Annotated in this window: 18 protein-coding genes; 12 read left to right on the top strand and 6 right to left on the bottom strand. The window is 39.3% G+C overall.

The window, feature by feature from the left end:
• Positions 1 to 86: 86 nt before the first annotated feature.
• The 4 genes from E4S40_RS02810 (at position 87) to E4S40_RS02795 (ending at position 3,759) form a co-directional block, all read left to right on the top strand.
• A complete protein-coding gene (locus E4S40_RS02810) occupies positions 87 to 716 on the top strand; it encodes a sterol desaturase family protein (RefSeq protein WP_135070545.1) in 630 nt (209 codons plus the stop codon).
• Positions 713 to 1,348: a hypothetical protein gene (locus E4S40_RS02805; RefSeq protein WP_135070542.1), complete on the top strand. Its 636-nt coding sequence runs from the start codon at positions 713 to 715 to the stop codon at positions 1,346 to 1,348. Before E4S40_RS02810 ends, E4S40_RS02805 begins: the two co-directional genes overlap by 4 nt.
• 222 nt (positions 1,349 to 1,570) lie before the next feature.
• Positions 1,571 to 2,572 carry a hypothetical protein gene (locus E4S40_RS02800; RefSeq protein ID WP_135070536.1) on the top strand — a complete coding sequence of 334 codons (1,002 nt, stop codon included), beginning with the start codon at positions 1,571 to 1,573 and terminating at the stop codon, positions 2,570 to 2,572.
• Between the two features lie 89 nt (positions 2,573 to 2,661).
• On the top strand, positions 2,662 to 3,759 hold the full coding sequence (locus E4S40_RS02795; RefSeq protein ID WP_135070533.1) for a formylglycine-generating enzyme family protein: 1,098 nt from the start codon (positions 2,662 to 2,664) through the stop codon (positions 3,757 to 3,759).
• A 40-nt stretch (positions 3,760 to 3,799) separates the two neighbouring features.
• Here the strand turns inward: E4S40_RS02795 and E4S40_RS02790 are convergent, their stop codons facing one another.
• Complete coding sequence (locus E4S40_RS02790; protein WP_135070530.1) at positions 3,800 to 4,393, bottom strand: riboflavin synthase; 594 nt, start codon at positions 4,391 to 4,393, stop codon at positions 3,800 to 3,802.
• Positions 4,394 to 4,501: 108 nt separating this feature from the next.
• Here E4S40_RS02790 and E4S40_RS02785 point away from each other — a divergent pair, with 108 nt between their 5' ends.
• The 5 genes from E4S40_RS02785 to E4S40_RS02765 all read left to right on the top strand — a co-directional run bounded on the left by E4S40_RS02785 (position 4,502) and on the right by E4S40_RS02765 (position 7,787).
• Complete coding sequence (locus E4S40_RS02785; protein WP_135070527.1) at positions 4,502 to 5,167, top strand: protein-L-isoaspartate(D-aspartate) O-methyltransferase; 666 nt, start codon at positions 4,502 to 4,504, stop codon at positions 5,165 to 5,167.
• A 99-nt stretch (positions 5,168 to 5,266) separates the two neighbouring features.
• Positions 5,267 to 5,794: an acyl-CoA thioesterase gene (locus E4S40_RS02780; protein WP_135070524.1), complete on the top strand. Its 528-nt coding sequence runs from the start codon at positions 5,267 to 5,269 to the stop codon at positions 5,792 to 5,794.
• 70 nt (positions 5,795 to 5,864) lie between these two features.
• On the top strand, positions 5,865 to 6,449 hold the full coding sequence (locus E4S40_RS02775; protein ID WP_135070521.1) for a hypothetical protein: 585 nt from the start codon (positions 5,865 to 5,867) through the stop codon (positions 6,447 to 6,449).
• Positions 6,446 to 6,781: a DUF3817 domain-containing protein gene (locus tag E4S40_RS02770; protein ID WP_135070518.1), complete on the top strand. Its 336-nt coding sequence runs from the start codon at positions 6,446 to 6,448 to the stop codon at positions 6,779 to 6,781. The genes E4S40_RS02775 and E4S40_RS02770 overlap by 4 nt, the downstream gene beginning before the upstream one ends.
• The gene (locus tag E4S40_RS02765; protein WP_135070515.1) at positions 6,768 to 7,787 is read left to right on the top strand and encodes a hypothetical protein; all 1,020 of its coding nucleotides are present in this window, start codon (positions 6,768 to 6,770) and stop codon (positions 7,785 to 7,787) included. Before E4S40_RS02770 ends, E4S40_RS02765 begins: the two co-directional genes overlap by 14 nt.
• 16 nt (positions 7,788 to 7,803) lie before the next feature.
• On the opposite strand, the gene E4S40_RS02760 is transcribed toward E4S40_RS02765, so the two are convergent.
• The 3 genes from E4S40_RS02760 to accC are packed head-to-tail and all read right to left on the bottom strand — an operon-like array spanning position 7,804 to position 11,174.
• Complete coding sequence (locus E4S40_RS02760; RefSeq protein WP_135070512.1) at positions 7,804 to 8,391, bottom strand: Maf family nucleotide pyrophosphatase; 588 nt, start codon at positions 8,389 to 8,391, stop codon at positions 7,804 to 7,806.
• A complete protein-coding gene (locus E4S40_RS02755; protein WP_135070509.1) occupies positions 8,360 to 9,670 on the bottom strand; it encodes a DUF1015 domain-containing protein in 1,311 nt (436 codons plus the stop codon). Before E4S40_RS02755 ends, E4S40_RS02760 begins: the two co-directional genes overlap by 32 nt.
• Positions 9,663 to 11,174 carry an acetyl-CoA carboxylase biotin carboxylase subunit gene (gene accC, locus E4S40_RS02750; protein WP_135070506.1) on the bottom strand — a complete coding sequence of 504 codons (1,512 nt, stop codon included), beginning with the start codon at positions 11,172 to 11,174 and terminating at the stop codon, positions 9,663 to 9,665. The genes E4S40_RS02755 and accC overlap by 8 nt, the downstream gene beginning before the upstream one ends.
• Positions 11,175 to 11,349: 175 nt before the next feature.
• Between accC and E4S40_RS02745 the strand changes: the two genes are divergently transcribed.
• Positions 11,350 to 12,600 (top strand): aminotransferase class I/II-fold pyridoxal phosphate-dependent enzyme, encoded by a 1,251-nt coding sequence (locus E4S40_RS02745; RefSeq protein WP_135070503.1) that lies wholly within the window; start codon positions 11,350 to 11,352, stop codon positions 12,598 to 12,600.
• Between the two features lie 101 nt (positions 12,601 to 12,701).
• Complete coding sequence (locus E4S40_RS02740; protein WP_135070500.1) at positions 12,702 to 12,878, top strand: histone H1; 177 nt, start codon at positions 12,702 to 12,704, stop codon at positions 12,876 to 12,878.
• A gap of 58 nt (positions 12,879 to 12,936) precedes the next feature.
• Here E4S40_RS02740 and E4S40_RS02735 read toward each other — a convergent pair whose 3' ends face one another.
• Positions 12,937 to 14,778, bottom strand: coding sequence for a M1 family metallopeptidase (locus tag E4S40_RS02735; protein ID WP_135070497.1), 1,842 nt, complete (start codon positions 14,776 to 14,778; stop codon positions 12,937 to 12,939).
• A 167-nt stretch (positions 14,779 to 14,945) separates the two neighbouring features.
• On the opposite strand from E4S40_RS02735, the gene E4S40_RS02730 reads away from it, so the two are divergent.
• Positions 14,946 to 18,071 carry a VPS10 domain-containing protein gene (locus tag E4S40_RS02730; protein ID WP_237563111.1) on the top strand — a complete coding sequence of 1,042 codons (3,126 nt, stop codon included), beginning with the start codon at positions 14,946 to 14,948 and terminating at the stop codon, positions 18,069 to 18,071.
• Between the two features lie 134 nt (positions 18,072 to 18,205).
• On the opposite strand, the gene E4S40_RS02725 is transcribed toward E4S40_RS02730, so the two are convergent.
• Positions 18,206 to 18,715, bottom strand: a complete 510-nt coding sequence (locus E4S40_RS02725) for a hypothetical protein (protein ID WP_135070494.1) — start codon at positions 18,713 to 18,715, stop codon at positions 18,206 to 18,208.
• Positions 18,716 to 18,781 lie beyond the last annotated feature (66 nt).

Below are 18,781 nucleotides of genomic sequence, written 5' to 3'. Positions count from 1 at the left end.
GGTAATAATCACATTTTTCAACGAGTTAATCAGAATTTTCAATTTCTGGTTGGGCAGGTGAAGAAATAACTTCATCAAAAAAAGCCATGAAAACCAGCATTCAAAGACCTCCCCTTCCATTAAAAGCCTGTTTATTTATCAGTCTAGGAATTTTCAGCAGTTTATTAGTCCTTGAAAAGGTTATAGCATCTGATCCAAAGGTTTCATTCCTAATTCTTTTTAGTACAGGATGGCTTCTTTGGACCTTTTTGGAGTACTTCATTCATCGTTTTTTAATGCATGAATTGATTATTCCAGGTTCAAAGGATAATCTATTTCACCACCACGAACATCACCGAAACCCCCAGGACTTAAAAGTCAAACTACCTCATCGGTTGGTGTTTCTATTGATATTTCTTATCGCACTAAAGCTATCCATACAAAGTGGAGGATATACACCCATTTTTTCTGGATTACTTGGAGGGTTTTCCACATACAATCTAATCCATTACCTCTTACATCAGCCAATAGGTAGATACTTTTTCCCAAGAGTACAAAGAGCCCATATCCTACACCATTATCACAGACCTCATCATGGTTATAGCTTTAGCACCTCTTTATGGGATTGGCTTTTCGGGACTCAACCTCCCAAAAGTGACATTATCAACCAAAGCATGCTGAAAAAGTATTTCCACAAAACAAATTTTCCCATCACTAACCAAAATCAAAAGCTATGAAAACTTACTCAAGGATTACAAGTGTGGCATTGGCTCAGATATACCTGATCCTCCTAATTTCAAGTTGTGTACCGGTTTTTTCTGACCTTCAAAACGCCCGAACTCTGGGATCAGGACAATTAGAAATGACCCCCTACTATACAAATACCGGAAATGATAGTGAGTCAAATGGAGCCTCACATATAGGAGCAAACATTGGCGTCGGATTATCTGATAAGATTGACCTAAGGGCAAAAATTGATCACAACTGGTTAAATGGAGAGGAAGACACAGGAACGACTATCATCGGAATTGGTCCAAAATTCGCATTGGTTCCAAATCGGATTGCTTTTTTCTTACCAGTCGGAACCGGAGTTGGTGGTGGTATGGGGACTACTTGGCAAACTCAACCTACCCTATTTTTCACTCAACCAATCGTTAAAGACAAATTTGAATTAACAATAGCTCCAAAATATATACAGGGACTTTGTGAGGGATGTGGAGGGAATTTTGCAACTAACTTCGGCATAGCCGCAGGTAAGGATTTCAGCAAAGTCTCCTGGAGAGCGGAATATGGAAGAATTTTTACATCAGATGGAGGGATAGGACAATTTAGTATGGGTTTATCCTTTGTTCTAAATCCAAAAAAATAAAAAAACAAGACAGGTCGATTGGTCTGTCTTTTTCATTTTTAAAATCACATTAGAAATATACAATCCTTTATTTGATAGATTATAAATTTAAAGTTCAAGATTATTTTAGATATTTATTTTGCTAGATTAATTAAATCCATATAAAATATAGATCACTGTTTCTTTTTTAACTTTTAATTTTACTTATCTTTATTTATGCAAAATTTTATTTTACGATAAATAATGGATCAAGGAAATTATACCCAAGTATTATTTTTTCAAAACATCAAATCGACTATCCCTTCCTATTCTTCTCTAGTGGATGAGGTTGCGGAAACGCTTGACATTAGCATGGATAGTGCCTATAGGAGGATACGTGGTGAAAAACTTTTGGACTTTCAGGAAATCTTCCTTCTTACAAAGAAATTCAATGTTTCGATAGATAAGTTTTTTAGTATTAATTCTAGCTCCATTGTATTTCAGGGCAACCAAAACATGTTTGGTCCTGATAATTTCCAAAAATGGATGCTTGACGTATTAGCTCAATTGGAAATGGTTAGTAGTTTTCGAGACAAGCACATCTATTTTTTACTAAAAGATATGCCTCCATGGTATCACTACTTCCACAGTGAATTAGCGGCCTTTAAGTTTTTCTTTTGGAAAAAATCAATCCTTTATAATGAGGATATAAAAAATGAACAGTTTTCAATTTCCAATTCAAAATTCCCAGAATTAGAAGAAATCTCAAGAAAGATATTGAAGACTTACAACAAAATCCCTTCAACTGAAATCTGGAATCAGGAAGGGATACAAACAACTTTACGTCAAATTGAACTTTACCATAAAATGGGGATCATTTCTGATAAACAGGATACGATTCGATTATACCAGTGCATGTTTGAGGTGATAAACCATCTAGAGAAGATGGCAGAACATGGTAAAAAATTCCTACCTAATTACGAACCTACGACAGATTCCGCCTCGTATGATTTTTTGGTAAATGAATATGTTCTAGGTGACAATACATTTTTTGTAAAACTGGATGAAACTAAAATCACCTACCTTAATTACAGCGTAATCTATTTTATTGGTACATCCGATAAGGTATTCAATGATGGAATGTTTAAAAACCTGGAAAATCTGATCAAAAAATCAACACAAATCAGCCTAGTTGGTGAATTAGAGAGAAAGCAATTTTTCAATAAACTTCGAAAAAACATTCAGGATAAAATCGATAATTGCTGAATTGTTTTGCTAATCAAGATTTGATAAACAGTTTGCCCCCCTTCATTTCTTGATATTTCTTATTAATTTCCGAAATGATTAAATACTTTATGAAATCGAATAGAGTCAAAAAGATAGTATTAAGTTGTTCAGTACCTTTTTTAATTATTGCCTGTAACCAGGAAAAGAAGACTGAAAACCAAGCCGAAAAGTTTACAATATCAAGCCAAAACAAACCAAAAGAAGAAGCACCAAAGGACATGGTTTGGATTCCGGGCGGGGAATTTACAATGGGTACTGATGAGGTAAATGCTTATGCTGCAGAAAGACCAGCTGTCAATCTTAGCGTAGATGGATTTTGGATGGATATACACGAGGTCACAAATCGTGAATTCGCAGAATTTGTAGAGTCAACAGGTTACATTACCGTTGCTGAAAGAAAGCCAGAATGGGAAGAGTTAAAGAAGCAATTGCCTCCAGGCACCCCAAAACCTGATGATTCGGTTTTAGTACCTGGATCCATGGTGTTTTCTCCACCTCCTTATCCAGTTCCCTTACAGGATATTTCGCTTTGGTGGAAATGGGTTGATGGAGCGAGTTGGAAGCATCCTGAGGGCCCAGATAGTGATTTGAAAGGGAGAGAAAATCACCCTGTTGTTCACATTGCCTATGAGGACGCAGAAGCTTATGCAAAATGGGCAGGAAAGCGCTTACCTACTGAAATTGAATGGGAATTTGCAGCGCGTGGAGGAATGAATGGAAAGAGATTTGCCTGGGGAGATGAATTAACTCCTAATGGGCAATTTTTAGCGAATACTTTTCAAGGAACCTTCCCCAATGAAAATACCGGCAAAGACGGATTCATTGGTACTTCACCTGTAAAAACCTTTGCTCCAAATACCTTTGGATTGTATGACATGATCGGAAATGTATGGGAACTTACCAGTGATTGGTATGACGCATTGAAATATGCCCGACTTGCAGGTCAAGCACCTAAGCTTGACGCAGGCATGAACCCTTGCTACAATCCTGATAATCCCTATGCCATGGAGCGGGTAATCAAAGGAGGATCTTTCTTGTGTGCAGAAAACTACTGCGTGAATTATAGGCCTTCGGCAAGACAAGGACATGCCTACGATTCAGGTACATCCAATGTTGGTTTTCGATTAGTAAAAGACGCGAAAGATCAAAATCTTAGCATGAAGTAATTAATTCTTAAACACAGATTATCAGTATTTTAAGAATTAATTATTCCTCATATCCTTTAAGGATACGTTTGATATATTTCCCAATAATATCAAACTCTAAATTCACTTGATCTCCTACCTGAAGCTGATGAAAATTAGTATGTTCAAAAGTGTAGGGAATGATAGCAACTGAAAAGCCACCTGATCTTGAATTGAAGCAAGTTAGACTGGTTCCGTTCACAGTAATGGATCCTTTTTCAACGGTTACATTTCCCTGATTAGCATCGTATTCGAAATCAAAAATCCAAGAACCGCCCTGATCTGAAATTGCCTTTACCTTAGCCACCTGATCCACGTGACCCTGAACAATATGTCCGTCAAATCGACCATTGGCAGGCATGCAGCGTTCTAGATTAACTTTCTTACCCGGCACCCATGTTGATAAATTGGTCTTTTTTAAAGTCTCATCCACAGCGGTCACTTGGTAACTGTCTGCTTCAGTTTTAACCACAGTGAGGCAAACCCCATCATGGGCAAGCGATTGGTCAACCTTTAATTCTGGAGCTAGGTTTGACTCTAAAATAAAATGGACATTACTTCCTTCCCGGATGATTTCTTGTACAATCCCAAAACGCTCGATGATTCCTGTAAACATGGACTTAATTATTATGAATTGAGGCTCAATTAGTAAGTGATTTTCCCCAAGAAGGGTTTCCAAATAAGGGAAATAATCACTTATCTTCGGTCGAAATTAATACAAAACATGCCACTTCTAAAGCTAGAAGACACCTATTTACACAAAGGAAAGCGAAGAGCCCTAGTAGCTGAATTAAGGCAAAAAGGAATCAAGGATGAAAAAGTACTTCATGCGATCAATACCCTTCCTAGACATTTTTTCTTTGACTCGGCTTTAGTTTCTCATGCTTATGAAGACAAAGCCTTTCCTATCGGTGAGGGACAAACCATTTCACAACCCTATACCGTGGCTTTTCAAAGTGAATTATTGGATGTAAAACCAGGGAACAAAATTTTGGAAATCGGTACAGGTTCTGGGTATCAGGCGACGATTTTACACTTATTAGGAGGCGAGGTTTATACCATTGAATACCAACAAAAACTATTTGAAGGAACCAAAAAATTCCTTGCAAGAATGGGAATCCATGACCTTCACCTCTTTTATGGAGATGGGTCCCAAGGTCTTGCTAAATATGGACCCTATGATCGGATTTTAGTTACAGCTGGAGCACCAATAGTACCTGAATCCTTGATCAAACAACTTAAAGCAGGTGGAATTTTAGTCATCCCAGTTGGTGATCGTAATAGTCAAAAAATGTTGAAAATTACCAAAAAAGCCAATGGCTCATATAACACTGAGGAATTCGACAGTTTTGCATTTGTACCACTTTTGGGAAAAGAAGGCTGGAGATAATGCTTTTCAAAAATTTCTTAGAATAAAATTCTGATTGAACTACCTATTCAAACAAAATTTGAAATAATATTTTTATTTTTGCCTTAAATCAATAAAAACATGGCTAAGAAGAAGTTTGCAAAAGAATCAGCTACCACCATGACCGAAATGGTGCTTCCTAACGACACCAATACCTTAAATAACCTTATGGGTGGGAGATTGATGCATTGGATGGACGTAGTAGCAGCCATTGCTGCCCAAAAGCATTCTAATCGAATTGTGGTTACGGCATCTGCAGACAGCATATCTTTCAAACAGCCAATCGCACTTGGTAATGTCGTTACTTTGGAAGCAAAAGTTACCCGTGCTTTCAACTCATCGATGGAGGTATTTATCGAAGTAACTGCAGAGGATATCCCAGCAAGTAAAAAAACAACTACGCATCGAGCTTTTTTCACTTTTGTAGCTGTCGATCAAAATGGAAAACCTATTGAAGTACCGGAGGTTGTTCCCGAAACCAAAGAGGAAATCGAGCTATTTGAAGGTGCTTTACGAAGAAGACAACTCCGCTTGGTTTTAGCCAAGAGAATGAAGCCAGAAGATGCAGTAGAACTCAAGTCCATTTTCAATATGGATATGCCTCAATAAATTATTCAAGGAGACTCACAAAGTCTCCTCTTTTTTTGGCCAAAGAGCAATTTTTCGGCAATTTTCCAGTATGGAAAAAGACTCTCTTAATTCCTTAAAATTATTTCTTCAGGAGGACCTTTATCTTTTCGGAGAAGAAGTCGATCAGATATTAGACAAACAGAATACTAAAGAGATCTCAACTGAAATTTTGAAAAAGGAAGAAGTTGAGACTGAGGACTCAATTGATGAGCTTGAGTTAGAGGATACTCGCATTCAGGAAGTGTCAGAACCTGTCCCTCCTATCATTAGAGGTGGATTTGAAAAAGGAATTTTGATTCTCCACGAAGAAGAAGCCCTCAATGATGAAATCATGGATATGCTTTCAAAGATTATCATTGCTGTAAACCAATCCATGAATGACGTGGGATTATTGAGTAGCAAGGAACTGGAGGGAAAAAGTTTGGAAGATTTTCAAGCCATCAATGCACACAAAGTGATCAAATTTGGACGAATTTCTCACCCTATCAATGCACTACCAATCCATGATTACCAAATCAAGACGGAAGGAGAAACCGAATATCTTTTTGCTGATTCTTTAACCCAAATCAGCATGGATAAAGCCTTGAAAAGGAAATTATGGGATACGCTTAGAACCCTATTTAATATTTCATGATTATGAATTCAGAACAAATTCGCTGGGCAAGAAGATTTAAATGGATTAGCCTGATTGAAGGGGTTTCCTTTTTGGTTTTGCTATTTATTGCCATGCCGTTGAAATATATCTATGACATTCCCCAAGCGGTAACTGTTGTGGGCTGGGCTCATGGAATACTCTTCATCATTTACATTTACACCGTTTTTCCAACGGCTTCTAAGTTAAATTGGGAGTTTGGTAGAACCTTGTTCGCACTTATTGCTTCTGTCCTGCCATTTGGTCCTTTTATTTTTGACAGAAATCTCAAAAAGAACCAACATGTAGATTTTTTAAAGCATGGCTCTGATTAGCAAAAAAAAGCAAGTTTACCCCATCAGTGATGGATTAAGGGCCTATTTGGAAAAGTACGGTCGGGAAGTCAATATCCCAATCCATTATGATGAATTGCTACGCTATAAAGACTCCATTGCACTTTATGATTCGAAAGACCACGATACCTTATGGGAAACTGTTTTTTATGAGCAAAATGACCGGGAAGAAATCCATCAAAGCGTCAAGCGAATCTATGCCATCCTAAAAGCCGGAGGTGATTCTTCGGTCATGGAACACCTCTACGTAGATCGAATTGACCTCTGCATTTACGGAAATACCCAACCTTTTAGAATTCGGATTGTTAACCGAATTAACGACAACTTCGATTATTTCTACATAAAAAATGCAGATGCATCCAGAGTATATGGCTTAGAACTGGAACACCTGCTTTCTCCTAATCGAATCAGCTATTTGGTCCACAAAAACACCTTAATTGAGGAACATATTGCTGGAATTCCCGGAGATAAGTTCATGCAGCTGTATATCAATGACCAAAACCTCAACCCCATTCGATTAGCCAAAGAATTTGTCAAATTCAATGAGCGATGTTTTGTCCGACTTTTAGGAGATATGCATTCGGCCAATTTCGTAATTGATGTTACTCCGGACTTCGAAGAAACACACTATCGAATTCGAGCGATAGATTTTGATCAGCAATCTTATGAGGGTAAGAAATCCATATACCTTCCTCAATATTTCAAAGAAAACAATGCACTGATCGAACTGGGTATGAAATACATCACTCCCGAATCGATGCGACAATATCAAAAAGAAGAGCGTGCCTTGATTGCTTTCCGGGTTAAATCATCTCAACACGAAATTGACGGGATTCTGCAAGCGATGGAGAAAGATGTAATTGCACCTTCGGAAAATGTCTTTAACCTTAGGAAAGAATTAGCAAGACATTACAAAAACCAAAAATTCATGACTTGTACCAATATGGGACAAATTTTAAGGGTGAGTTTAGAACAAGTTCTTCGGTAGTTTTTTCAAAAAAACCTTACCACTTTTTCAACTGCTCATAAACTAAGTGGAGTGGAAATCCCATCACATTGAAATAAGAACCCTCTAATTTACTTACCCCAATAAATCCGACCCAGTCTTGAATTCCATAAGCACCGGCTTTATCAAAGGGTTGGTACTGCTTGATGTAATGCCAAATTTCCTCTTCTTCCAAAAATCTAAAAGTCACCTTCGTTTCATCCTCCAAGGTGATTCGCTTCAAGCGATCCATGATAGTTACCGCAGTCATAACCGTATGGGTAGCACCAGAAAGGCTCTTAAGCATATCAAAGGCTTCCTTTTCAGAGTTAGGTTTTCCCAACACATGACCATTTTCAATGACCACCGTATCTGAAGTGATCAAAATTTCATTTTCTAATAATTCATCCGGAAATGATTCCGCTTTCAATTTGGAGAGGTACGCTGCCACATATTCCGCAGGGATATCCGATGGAATGGTTTCATCTACAGGATTGGTTCTGATTTCAAAATCAATTTCCAAACCCCGGAGCAATTCCTGCCTTCTGGGAGAATTAGAGGCTAAAATGATTTTTTTATCCTTGATGTTTTCTAAAAAACGCGTCATAGGGAAATTCAAATTCTTCTTGATCAATACTAGCAAATAACAACCCGCTCAAAGTTTTCGGATAAAAATAGGTAGATTTTTGAGGCATTAATTCCCCGGAGCGACAAACTTCCAAGACCTGGGACATTTCTAATTCTCGCGTAATTAAAGCAAAACTTGCTGAGCCGGATCGAACTTCACGGAGACATCGGGGAAAATTTCGTTCATATTTGATTTGGGAAGATTGCCGCTGCTCTTCCCTACCCAAACCTAACACAGCATTGAACACTACCTCATGAAGAACTGTCAAATCAAGTTTGCGAACTACTTCAGGCAAATCTGACTTAATGGCTGAAAACTTTTCTGACTTCAATTCCAAGAAATAGCTATCCTCCCCTATTAATAATCCATAGGTCCAAGGCTTATGGAAAGCATACATTCCTATTTCCTCAGCATCAGGAAATTTTTTTACCAAAAACCACTCGTTTAATCTTTGTAAAAACTCGTTTTGACTGATGGTCAAATCATAAAACAAACGATGTGTCGGCAAAATTTTCAAATCATCCGATGAAGCATTGGTTAAGTACATCAAATGAAACTCGTGGGCTTTCCATTTTTTATCAGGATAAGCGTCGATCCATTCATTTTTTAGAGCAATACTTCCCTCAATTCGATGGTGCCCATCTGCCAAAATAATTTGCTTCTTCGCTATATAATTCACGAATTCGGCAATGATTTCAGCATCATGTATAACGGCTAAAACCTCTCTCACTCCCTGATAATCTTCAATTTCATAAAGTGGAGTTTCCATCGCTTGATCCATGTACTTTTCTAAGTAGAATTCAGGATCATCATACAGACCATGCGTTGGAGAAGCTTGGATTTTGGAGCGCTTCAATAATTCTACCCGATCATTTACAGCCGAAACGATTGTATTTTCATGACGAAGGATCTGCTTTTCTTCCCAATCATAAGCTTTTATCTGAGCAATAAAACCTTTTCTACATCGCTCGATATTTTCTCCGGGAAGTCTGAAATATTGGTAGTACACATAGATTCCAGGGATAGCATCTTGCTGGAGTATCCCCTCCTCTTTCCATCGAACAAGTGTTTTATGGGCTGTTTGAGCAGGCTCTTCCCCTTTTGGAACTGACAGGTGAATACTATTGTAGGGATTTTCATACAATAGCTCTCGCTGCTTTGAAGAAACTACATCAAAAAGAGGAGCTGTCATCTCCTCCATCCTTTCACTTAAGTGCTCAGCGTAGCGCCAAGCCCGTAGCGGTAAAATCTCAGCCATCTATTTTCAACCTTTTTCTCCATGCAGAAGAGCCTGAAGCTACTTCCTGCGTCGTTCCTACCTTCTTTTCTTGACCTTTTTCTTGCAGAAAAAATTCCACTGCCAAGGCAGCTAGCAGCTCTTCTTCCTTTTCTGAAAGACTTTGATCAAGTACATCAGGTTGAAAATATTTCTCAACGAATTTTGTATCAAAATTTCCGCTTGTAAAAGCCTCGTGCTGCAAAGCAAATCGACAGAAATCCAAGGTCGTCTGAATCCCTGTAATTTGATAATCGTCTATGGCACGAATCATCCGGGAAATCGCTTCTTCACGATTCTGACCATGAGTAATCAATTTGGCGATCATGGGATCATAGTAAATAGGAATGTCCATTCCTTCTTCAAACCCATCATCTACCCGGATACCTGGACCTTGAGGACGTCGATATGTTTGAAGCTTTCCAATATCTGGAAGGAAATTGTTCTTTGGGTCTTCCGCATAAACCCGAATTTCCAAGGAATGTCCATTGATTTGAAGATCTTCCTGAGTGAAATTCAAGGCCTTTCCTTCGGCAATCCAAATTTGTTCCTTAACTAGGTCCTTACCCGTAATCATCTCTGTCACAGGATGCTCCACTTGGAGTCGGGTATTCATTTCCAGGAAGTAAAAATTGAGATTTTCGTCTACAATAAATTCAACTGTTCCTGCGCCATAATAATTACAAGCTTTTGCCACACCAACAGCTGCTTCACCCATTGCTTTTCGCATTTCTGGACTTACTACTGCCGAAGGGGCTTCTTCAATTACCTTTTGGTGGCGACGCTGAATAGAGCACTCTCGTTCAAAAAGATAAACCGTATTTCCATGCTGATCTCCTAACACTTGGATTTCAATATGGCGAGGTGAAGTGATAAATTTCTCTATAAATACAGCACCATCTCCAAAAGCAGATTGTGCCTCACTGACGGCTCGCTGCATTTGCTCTTCAAAATCCTCTTCAGATTCAACGATCCGCATTCCCTTTCCTCCTCCTCCGGCTGAAGCTTTGATAAGAATGGGATAGCCAATTTCTGCTGCTCTATGTTTTGCTTCTGCTATATCCGTGATTGCCTCCTCTGTACCAGGAACCAAAGGAATATCATATTTTGAAACTGCCTGTTTGGCCGCCAATTTACTTCCCATCACCTCAATGGATTCAGGAGAAGGTCCCACGAAAATCAATCCAGCATCCGTTACTTTTTTTGCGAAGTCGGCATTTTCTGATAAAAATCCATAACCTGGATGAATGGCATCCACTCCAAGTTCCTTGCAAACCTCTATGATTTTGTCCGATAGCAAATAAGAAAGACTGGAAGGAGGCGGTCCCAAGCAAACTGCCTCATCGGCATACTTTACATGGGGAGACAAACGGTCTGCTTCACTGTACACCGCAACTGTTTGGATTCCAAGTTCTCTTGCAGAACGCATAATTCGAAGTGCTATTTCACCTCGGTTGGCAACCAAAAGCTTTTGGATTTTTGACATATGACTAAAGTATAATTGGGTCTCAGATTCAGAAAACAACGAATAACGGAAATTTATGGGAGTAAAGGTAGGCTAAACCTACAATAAGATTCAAATTTTGCGTGGTAGGTATTTAAGTTGTATTTTTGGCGACTTTTGAAAGCGAAATTATATCATCACATTAAATAAGATCACCTTGGATTTATTTGCTAAACTACAAACAAACCTAGGCCCATTAGGAAAGCACTCACAGTTCTCAGATGGGTATTACATGTTTCCAAAGCTTGAAGGAGAAATCGCTCCTCGCATGAAGTTTCAGGGAAGAGAGGTTTTGACTTGGTCCTTGAATAATTACCTAGGGCTGGCAAACCATCCTGAAGTCCGAAAAGCAGACGCAGATGCTGCTACAAAATGGGGAGCAGCTTATCCAATGGGAGCTCGTATGATGTCAGGCCAAACATCTCTGCATGAAAAGCTTGAAAACGAACTAGCTGAGTTTGTAGGAAAAGAAAAAGCATACCTGCTTAACTACGGATATCAAGGTATCATGTCCGTAATTGATGCCTTGTTAGACAGAAAAGACGTGGTTGTATACGATTCCGAATGCCACGCTTGTATCATTGATGCCTTGCGTATGCACATGGGCAAACGTTACGTTTTCCCACACAATGACATTGAAAACTGTGAAAAGCAACTTGAAAGAGCTACCAAACTAGCAGCTGAAACAGGCGGCGGTATTTTGGTGATCACCGAAGGAGTCTTCGGCATGACCGGTGACCAAGGAAAATTAAAGGAGATCTGTGAGCTAAAGAAAAAATTCGATTTCCGCCTTTTGGTGGATGATGCTCATGGTTTCGGAACAATGGGTAAAACCGGAGCCGGAACTCATGAAGAGCAAGGAGTCATCGAAGAAGTTGATTTGTACTTCTCCACTTTTGCTAAATCAATGGCTTCAATCGGAGCTTTCATTGCAGGTGAAGAAAAGGTTGTACACTATCTTCGATTCAATATGCGATCTCAAATCTTCGCCAAGTCACTCCCAATGATCTTTGTTGAGGGCGGCTTGAAGCGTTTGGAATTGCTTCGTACCCGTCCGGAATTGAAGGATAACCTTTGGAAAATTGTCAATGCACTTCGAAGTGGACTACATGAAAATGGCTTCAGCACCGGAAAATCAAATTCTCCAGTAACTCCAGTCGTTTTGAATGGAACTGTAGGTGAAGCTGCAGCACTTTCACATGATCTACGAGAGAATTACAATATCTTCTGTTCAGTAGTAATTTATCCAGTAGTGCCTAAAGGCATGATTATCTTGAGGTTAATTCCTACGGCTGTTCACACCATGGAAGACGTAAAAGAAACAGTCACTGCTTTCGCTGCTGTAAAAGATAAATTGACTAGTGGTCAGTACCGCAATTCAGAGTTGGCTGAAGCCTTTGGAGAATAAAAATTTTTCCAAAAAAAAGGCCAATAGGATTGAAATAGTAAGTATTTGGGCTATATTGAAACCATAAACTTATCATCAACCTAAAATTAAACACTTTTACTATGAGCAGATTTAGTGAAGTCAAAGATCTTGTAATGAGCTTGGAGGCTGATTTCGAAAAGTTCTACGAAAAAGGTAATCAAGCAGCCGGCACCAGAGTAAGAAAAGGAATGCAGGAGTTGAAAAACATGGCGCAGGATATCCGTAAGGAAGTGCAAGACATGAAAAATGCTGGTTAATCAAAAATAAAAGGTGGCAGAAGCCACCTTTTTTATTTAAAGTATGTAAAGTGGAGCCTTAAAACTCCACTTTATTGTTTTCTGGCTGTACGTCAGCCATGCGTTTGCTCGGATCGATTTCAATGGATTGAATGTTTTCCAGATTTCGATCAATTACCAAGGTTTTCTCAAGATTCACCCAAGGCCAATCTTCGGTATGAATTCTTTTTGGAGCACCAGTTTCCTCTCCTTTTTCACCTCTCATAATTACCAATGGCAAATAGATCATTTCCTGTGATCCATCTTTATATGTGATTACCACATCCAATGGCATTGGCATTAAACCTATCCGTTGAAGCGTCAATTCAGTTTTATCACCATTCGCCTTAACATCTTTGATCGTATAATCGATCGTTTTGGTTGTGTACACAAAATACTCCTTATACCAGTCTAACTCGATCCCGCTTTCCTTTTCCATGATTCGGATCAAATCATTGACATTGGGATGCTTAAACTTCCAAGTATTGAAATACCGAAGCAATCCACGATCTCGCACATCAGCTCCTATCACATAGCCCAATTGCTCCATAAAAACAGCTCCTTTGGAATAAGCTGCAGAACCATAAGCACGATTGGTATGATAATGATCAGAATGCGTACTCATCGGTTCTTCCAAACCGGAAAGAGCCAAAGAAATATAACCCCGGTAACTTCCCTGATGTACATTTCCTTCTCTTCTTGGGAAAATCGCACCCATCGTCAGATTGGTCGCATAAGAAGTAAAACCTTCATCCATCCAAGGGTAAAGTGATTCATTAGTAGCTAATACGCCATGATACCAGCTATGCGCCAATTCATGAACCATTACGCCAACTAAGGAAGGAAGACTTCTTTCGCCTGTTACTAAGGTCGACATCGCGTACTCCATTCCACCATCTCCGCCTTGAACAACAGAGAATTGCTTATAAGGATATTGGCCAAAATGCTCAGACATATAAGAAATGGCCTTAGGCGTGTATTCTTTCAGTTTTTCCCAGTTCTCGGAAGTTTTTTCCCCAGGAATGAAAAAGTGATGAACTGTGATTCCATTGTCCATAAGCACCTTATCATGCTGGTATTTTGGATCAGCTCCCCACATAAAATCATGTACCATTGGAGCTTTAAAATGCCAAGTCAAGGTATTGCCTTGTGGTTCTGGAACAGTTATTCCCTCATCTTCATAACCATGACCGATTTCATTTGGGTTTTGCAAATATCCTGTCCCACCTATTGTGTAGGTTTTATCAATTGTGATTTTAACATCAAAATCTCCCCAAATTCCATAAAATTCACGACCAATGTAAGGATTCGCATGCCAACCTTGTTCGTCATAGTTAGCCATTTTAGGATACCATTGAGACATGGAATAGCGTACACCCTCAGCGGAATCCCTTCCTGATCTCCGAATTTGTATTGGAACTTGGCCAATAAAATCCAATTCCAATAATGCTTGAGAATTTGGAAGAATCGGCTCCGGAAGGTGAACTTCCAAAATGGTGCCCACTTCAATAGCCTGTGCAGGCTTTCCATTGACCGTCAAATTTGAAACATGCAAGTACCCAATCTCCTCCGGAGTGAGATTTGAAATTCGATCTCCCACTCTTCGATCAGGATCAGCAATAGTTCTTGACCGGACATCCATCATGCTTCCGGGCTGGAAAGCATTGTAGTATAAATGATAAAATACTCGATAAAGGGTGTCTGGTGAATTGTTAGAATAAACCAGTTTTTGTTTACCCTCATATTGGTTTGTTTCCACATCCATGAATACTTCCATCTCGTAATTCACAGACTGCTGAAATCTTCCAGATTGGGCAAAGCCAACCCCTCCCAAAAGACAAAGAAAAAGCCCTAAAAAAGGCTTCTGAAAACGATTCAACATAGATTTTTAATTTTTTTCTAAAGAAAAGGAAAATTGCTCAGCCCTACCAAACCGATAATCATATTTTAGAGGTAGAATTAGCTTCAACCGATTTTGTTTCCATTAAAATAAAAGTTGAAAACTAGTTCGGTTGTTTTGTTTTATTTAAAGAAAAAATCATCAACTACATGAAAAAACTCATTACTCTCTGGCTAATGATCCTATTTGGATCATCCGTTCTAGCTCAGGAAGTGGACATGGATTGGTTTAAATCCATGAAAACTCGAAATGTAGGACCTGCTGGAATGAGTGGAAGAATCACAGCAATTGATGCTGTGGACGATAATCCTTCCATCATTTATGCTGGTTCTGCTTCTGGAGGCTTATGGAAATCTACCTCTGGAGGTATCCACTGGGAGCCCATCTTTGACGATCAGGTAGTACACTCTATTGGTGCTATCTCCATTTATCAAAAAAATCCTTCCATCATTTGGATAGGAACAGGGGAAGGAAACCCTAGAAACTCACTCAACCTAGGTTATGGTGTCTATCGTTCATTGGATGCTGGTAAAACCTGGGAATTGATGGGATTGGAAAAAACCCGCGCTATCCATCGAATCATCGTTCACCCTGACGATCCAAACACCATTTATGTGGGAGCAATTGGGTCACCTTGGGGTGAGCAAGAAGATCGTGGTCTCTACAAGACAACCGATGGAGGAAAAACTTGGGAAAAGATCCTTTACATCGATGAAAAAACCGGTGTTGGCGAAATGATCATGGACCCGAATAACCCCAATAAAATTTTCGTCAACATGTGGCAGCACCGTCGATATCCTTGGTTTTTTGAGTCTGGAGGACCTTCCTCTGGTCTTTATGTGACCTATGATGGAGGCGAAAACTGGAAAAAGCTTGACGATAAAAATGGACTTCCAAAAAGTGACTATGGTCGTATGGGACTTGCCATTTCCGCTGCAAACAGCAATAAAGTTTATGCTTTGGTTGAGTCTAAGAAAAATGCCCTTTATGTTTCTGAAGACGGTGGGGAAAACTTCAGCATGGTGAATGACAAGCCAGAAATTGGTGACCGTCCTTTCTACTATTTTGAAATTCATGCAGATCCTAAGAATGAGAACCGCATTTATACGCTTTATTCCAGAGTGGGAATGAGTGAAGATGGCGGGAAGTCCTTCACACAAATTCTTCAATATGCTGGGGTTCACCCTGACCACCACGCATGGTACATCAATCCAAATGATCCAAAACTCATGATTGATGGAAATGACGGAGGTTTGAATATTACTAGAGATGGTGGAAAGACCTGGTACTTCGCTGAAAAACTACCAGTTGGTCAGTTTTACCACGTCAATGTAGACAATGAACTACCCTACAATATTTATGGTGGTATGCAGGATAATGGTTCTTGGACTGGACCATCCTATGTTTGGAGAAGAGATGGAATCCGAAACACCTACTGGCAGGAAGTTTCTTTTGGAGATGGATTTGATGTGGTGCCTCACCCAGCCAATTCCAGATACGGATACACCATGTCACAAGGAGGAAATGTTTCTCGTTTTGACAAGTTGACTGGTCACAACCGGGTAATTCGACCTACTCACCCAGACAAAGATGTATTCTTGAGATTCAACTGGAATGCTGCGATCGCAGCTGACCCACACAATGAAAATGGGGTTTATTATGGTTCTCAATTCTTACACAAGTCCACAGATAGTGGAGAAACTTGGGAGATTATTTCCCCAGATTTGACTACCAACGACTCTACCAAGCAGCGTCAACAACAAACTGGTGGACTGACTTATGACATCACTGGTGCCGAAAATCACACCACCATAATCGCTATCGCACCTAGTCCAGTTGATTCTAATGTAATTTGGGTAGGTACAGATGATGGAAACCTACAATTAACTCAGGATGGAGGTCAAAATTGGACAAACCTAGCTTCTAAGCTCCCCGGTTTGCCAAAGAATAGTTGGATTGCTCAAATACAAGCATCAGATTATGCTGCAGGTGAAGTTTGGGTAATTGCGAACAATTACCGAAACAATGATTTCAGCGCTTATGCTTATCAAAGCTCCGATTTTGGAAAAACCTTTACTAGAATCGCAGACGATTCAAAAGTTTGGGGTTATACACTATCCATCAAGCAAGATCCAGTAGAACCAAATTTGGTTTTCCTTGGAACTGAATATGGCTTGTATGTTTCATTTGATAAAGCCAAAACATGGAATAAGTGGGAACATGGCTATCCTAAGGCAGTTTCAACCTATGACATGGCTATCCAAGAAAGAGAAGCTGATTTGGTAATTGGTACTTTTGGACGGTCTATGTGGGTTTTGGACGATATCCGACCACTTCGAATTTTTGCTGCAAATAATGGCAAAATGCCAGAAGAAAAAATTGTAGCAGTTCAAGCTCCTGATTCCTATCAAGTTGAAATTCAGCAACCTCATGGTGAGCGATTCCCAGCTGACGGAAAATATGCTGGAGAAAACAGAGAAACTGGTGGTAGATTGAGCTTTATCGTCAATGATGATAAAGAAAAACTGGATACCGTTACGGTCAATATTTATGATGAATCAGGTGAGCAAATCCGAACCTTGAAAACTGTTCCAGAAAAAGGTGTAAACCGTATCAATTGGGGGCTTGATCGAAAATCCACTGCAGAATTCTTTGAAACCAATCGAAGAAACAGAAGAGGATTCTTTGAGCCAGGCGGAGCGGATGTAGTTCCAGGTACTTACCGAGTAGAATTTGTGTACGGAGATGAGAAATCCGAAACTTCAATCAATGTACATGCAGATCCAAGAATTGAAGTCAGAATAGCTGATTTGAAAGCTAGGGATGAATTCTTCAAAAAGTTGGAGGCAATGCAAACAGTGATGAATAAAGCTACATATCAGATGAATGAGGCTGAAAAGACCATCAAAAAGGTACAAGATATGGTGAAAGACCTTGAATCTGAAGAGGCCAAATCGCTCGCTGATGCAGCTAAGGAAATCAGTAAAAAACTGGATAAAGTAAAAGAGGCATTCAATGGACCTACTCGTGAGGGACAAGGAATTGTTAGAAACCTTTATCCTACAACAATGAGCCTTCAGTTTGTACCGAGAAGATATGCAGGGTCTTCTTACGCTGCTCCTGGACCAACAGAAGAAAGGACCTATCAGCAAGCAAAAGAAGCGGCTGATGAAGCCTTAGCTGTGTTGGATGAGTTTATGAATGGAGATTGGAAAGCCTTTGAAGAAAAGGTAAAAACCACTCAGATAAACCTTTTCGAAACAGTAAAAGACTAATTCTTTTTAAAGAATCCAATAACAAAATAAGCACCCAAATGGGTGCTTATTTTTTTGTTTTAGTCAATCAAAAAAAGCCTACCCTTTTTGAAGAATAAGCTTTTTTTATTCCTTTTTGAAGGAATATCTATCGATTAAAAATCTTTTCCGCAAACTGCCATTTTTGAAGGATCAAAAACTGATTGTTCGGCTCCTAACCCAATATCACCAGCCACCAAAATGATGTTATAATCTGGACCATCATTGGCAAGGTGCACTTTGACATGCCCATCAAATAGTTTGAAGTCTTCAAAACTCAATTTTGAGCCATCAGATAATTGTCCCAAAACGGTAACACTTTTTAAGTCTTTAGCACTAACAGGATTAAGAACAAAAGCAATTGGCGCATCCTGTAACTGATAATTCCCGAAGTGCAAATGAGCGGGGAAGCTTACATCCGAATCACTGTTTACTCCTTCTAGGTCAATGGTCAATTCTAGGTTCCCTCCCACTAATTCTTTGACGGTTAAATTTCCATTAAAGTCAAAGTCAGAGGATTTATATAATTGGTATTCATAGATTTTGCCTGTATACTGATCCGGCTCTGAATCGGTACAAGCCCAAGCAGACCCTAAAACAATAAAGGCTATCAGTAACTTTTTCATAGTTGTGAAGTTTTCAATATTCAGAACGATTCCAAAACCAAACCTGTTCAATTTTTACTAAAAATA

The sequence above is a fragment of the Algoriphagus kandeliae genome (assembly GCF_004571135.1).
GTDB classification, from domain to species: Bacteria; Bacteroidota; Bacteroidia; order Cytophagales; family Cyclobacteriaceae; genus Algoriphagus; species Algoriphagus kandeliae.
This window is presented reverse-complemented; position numbering and strand designations above follow the sequence as displayed.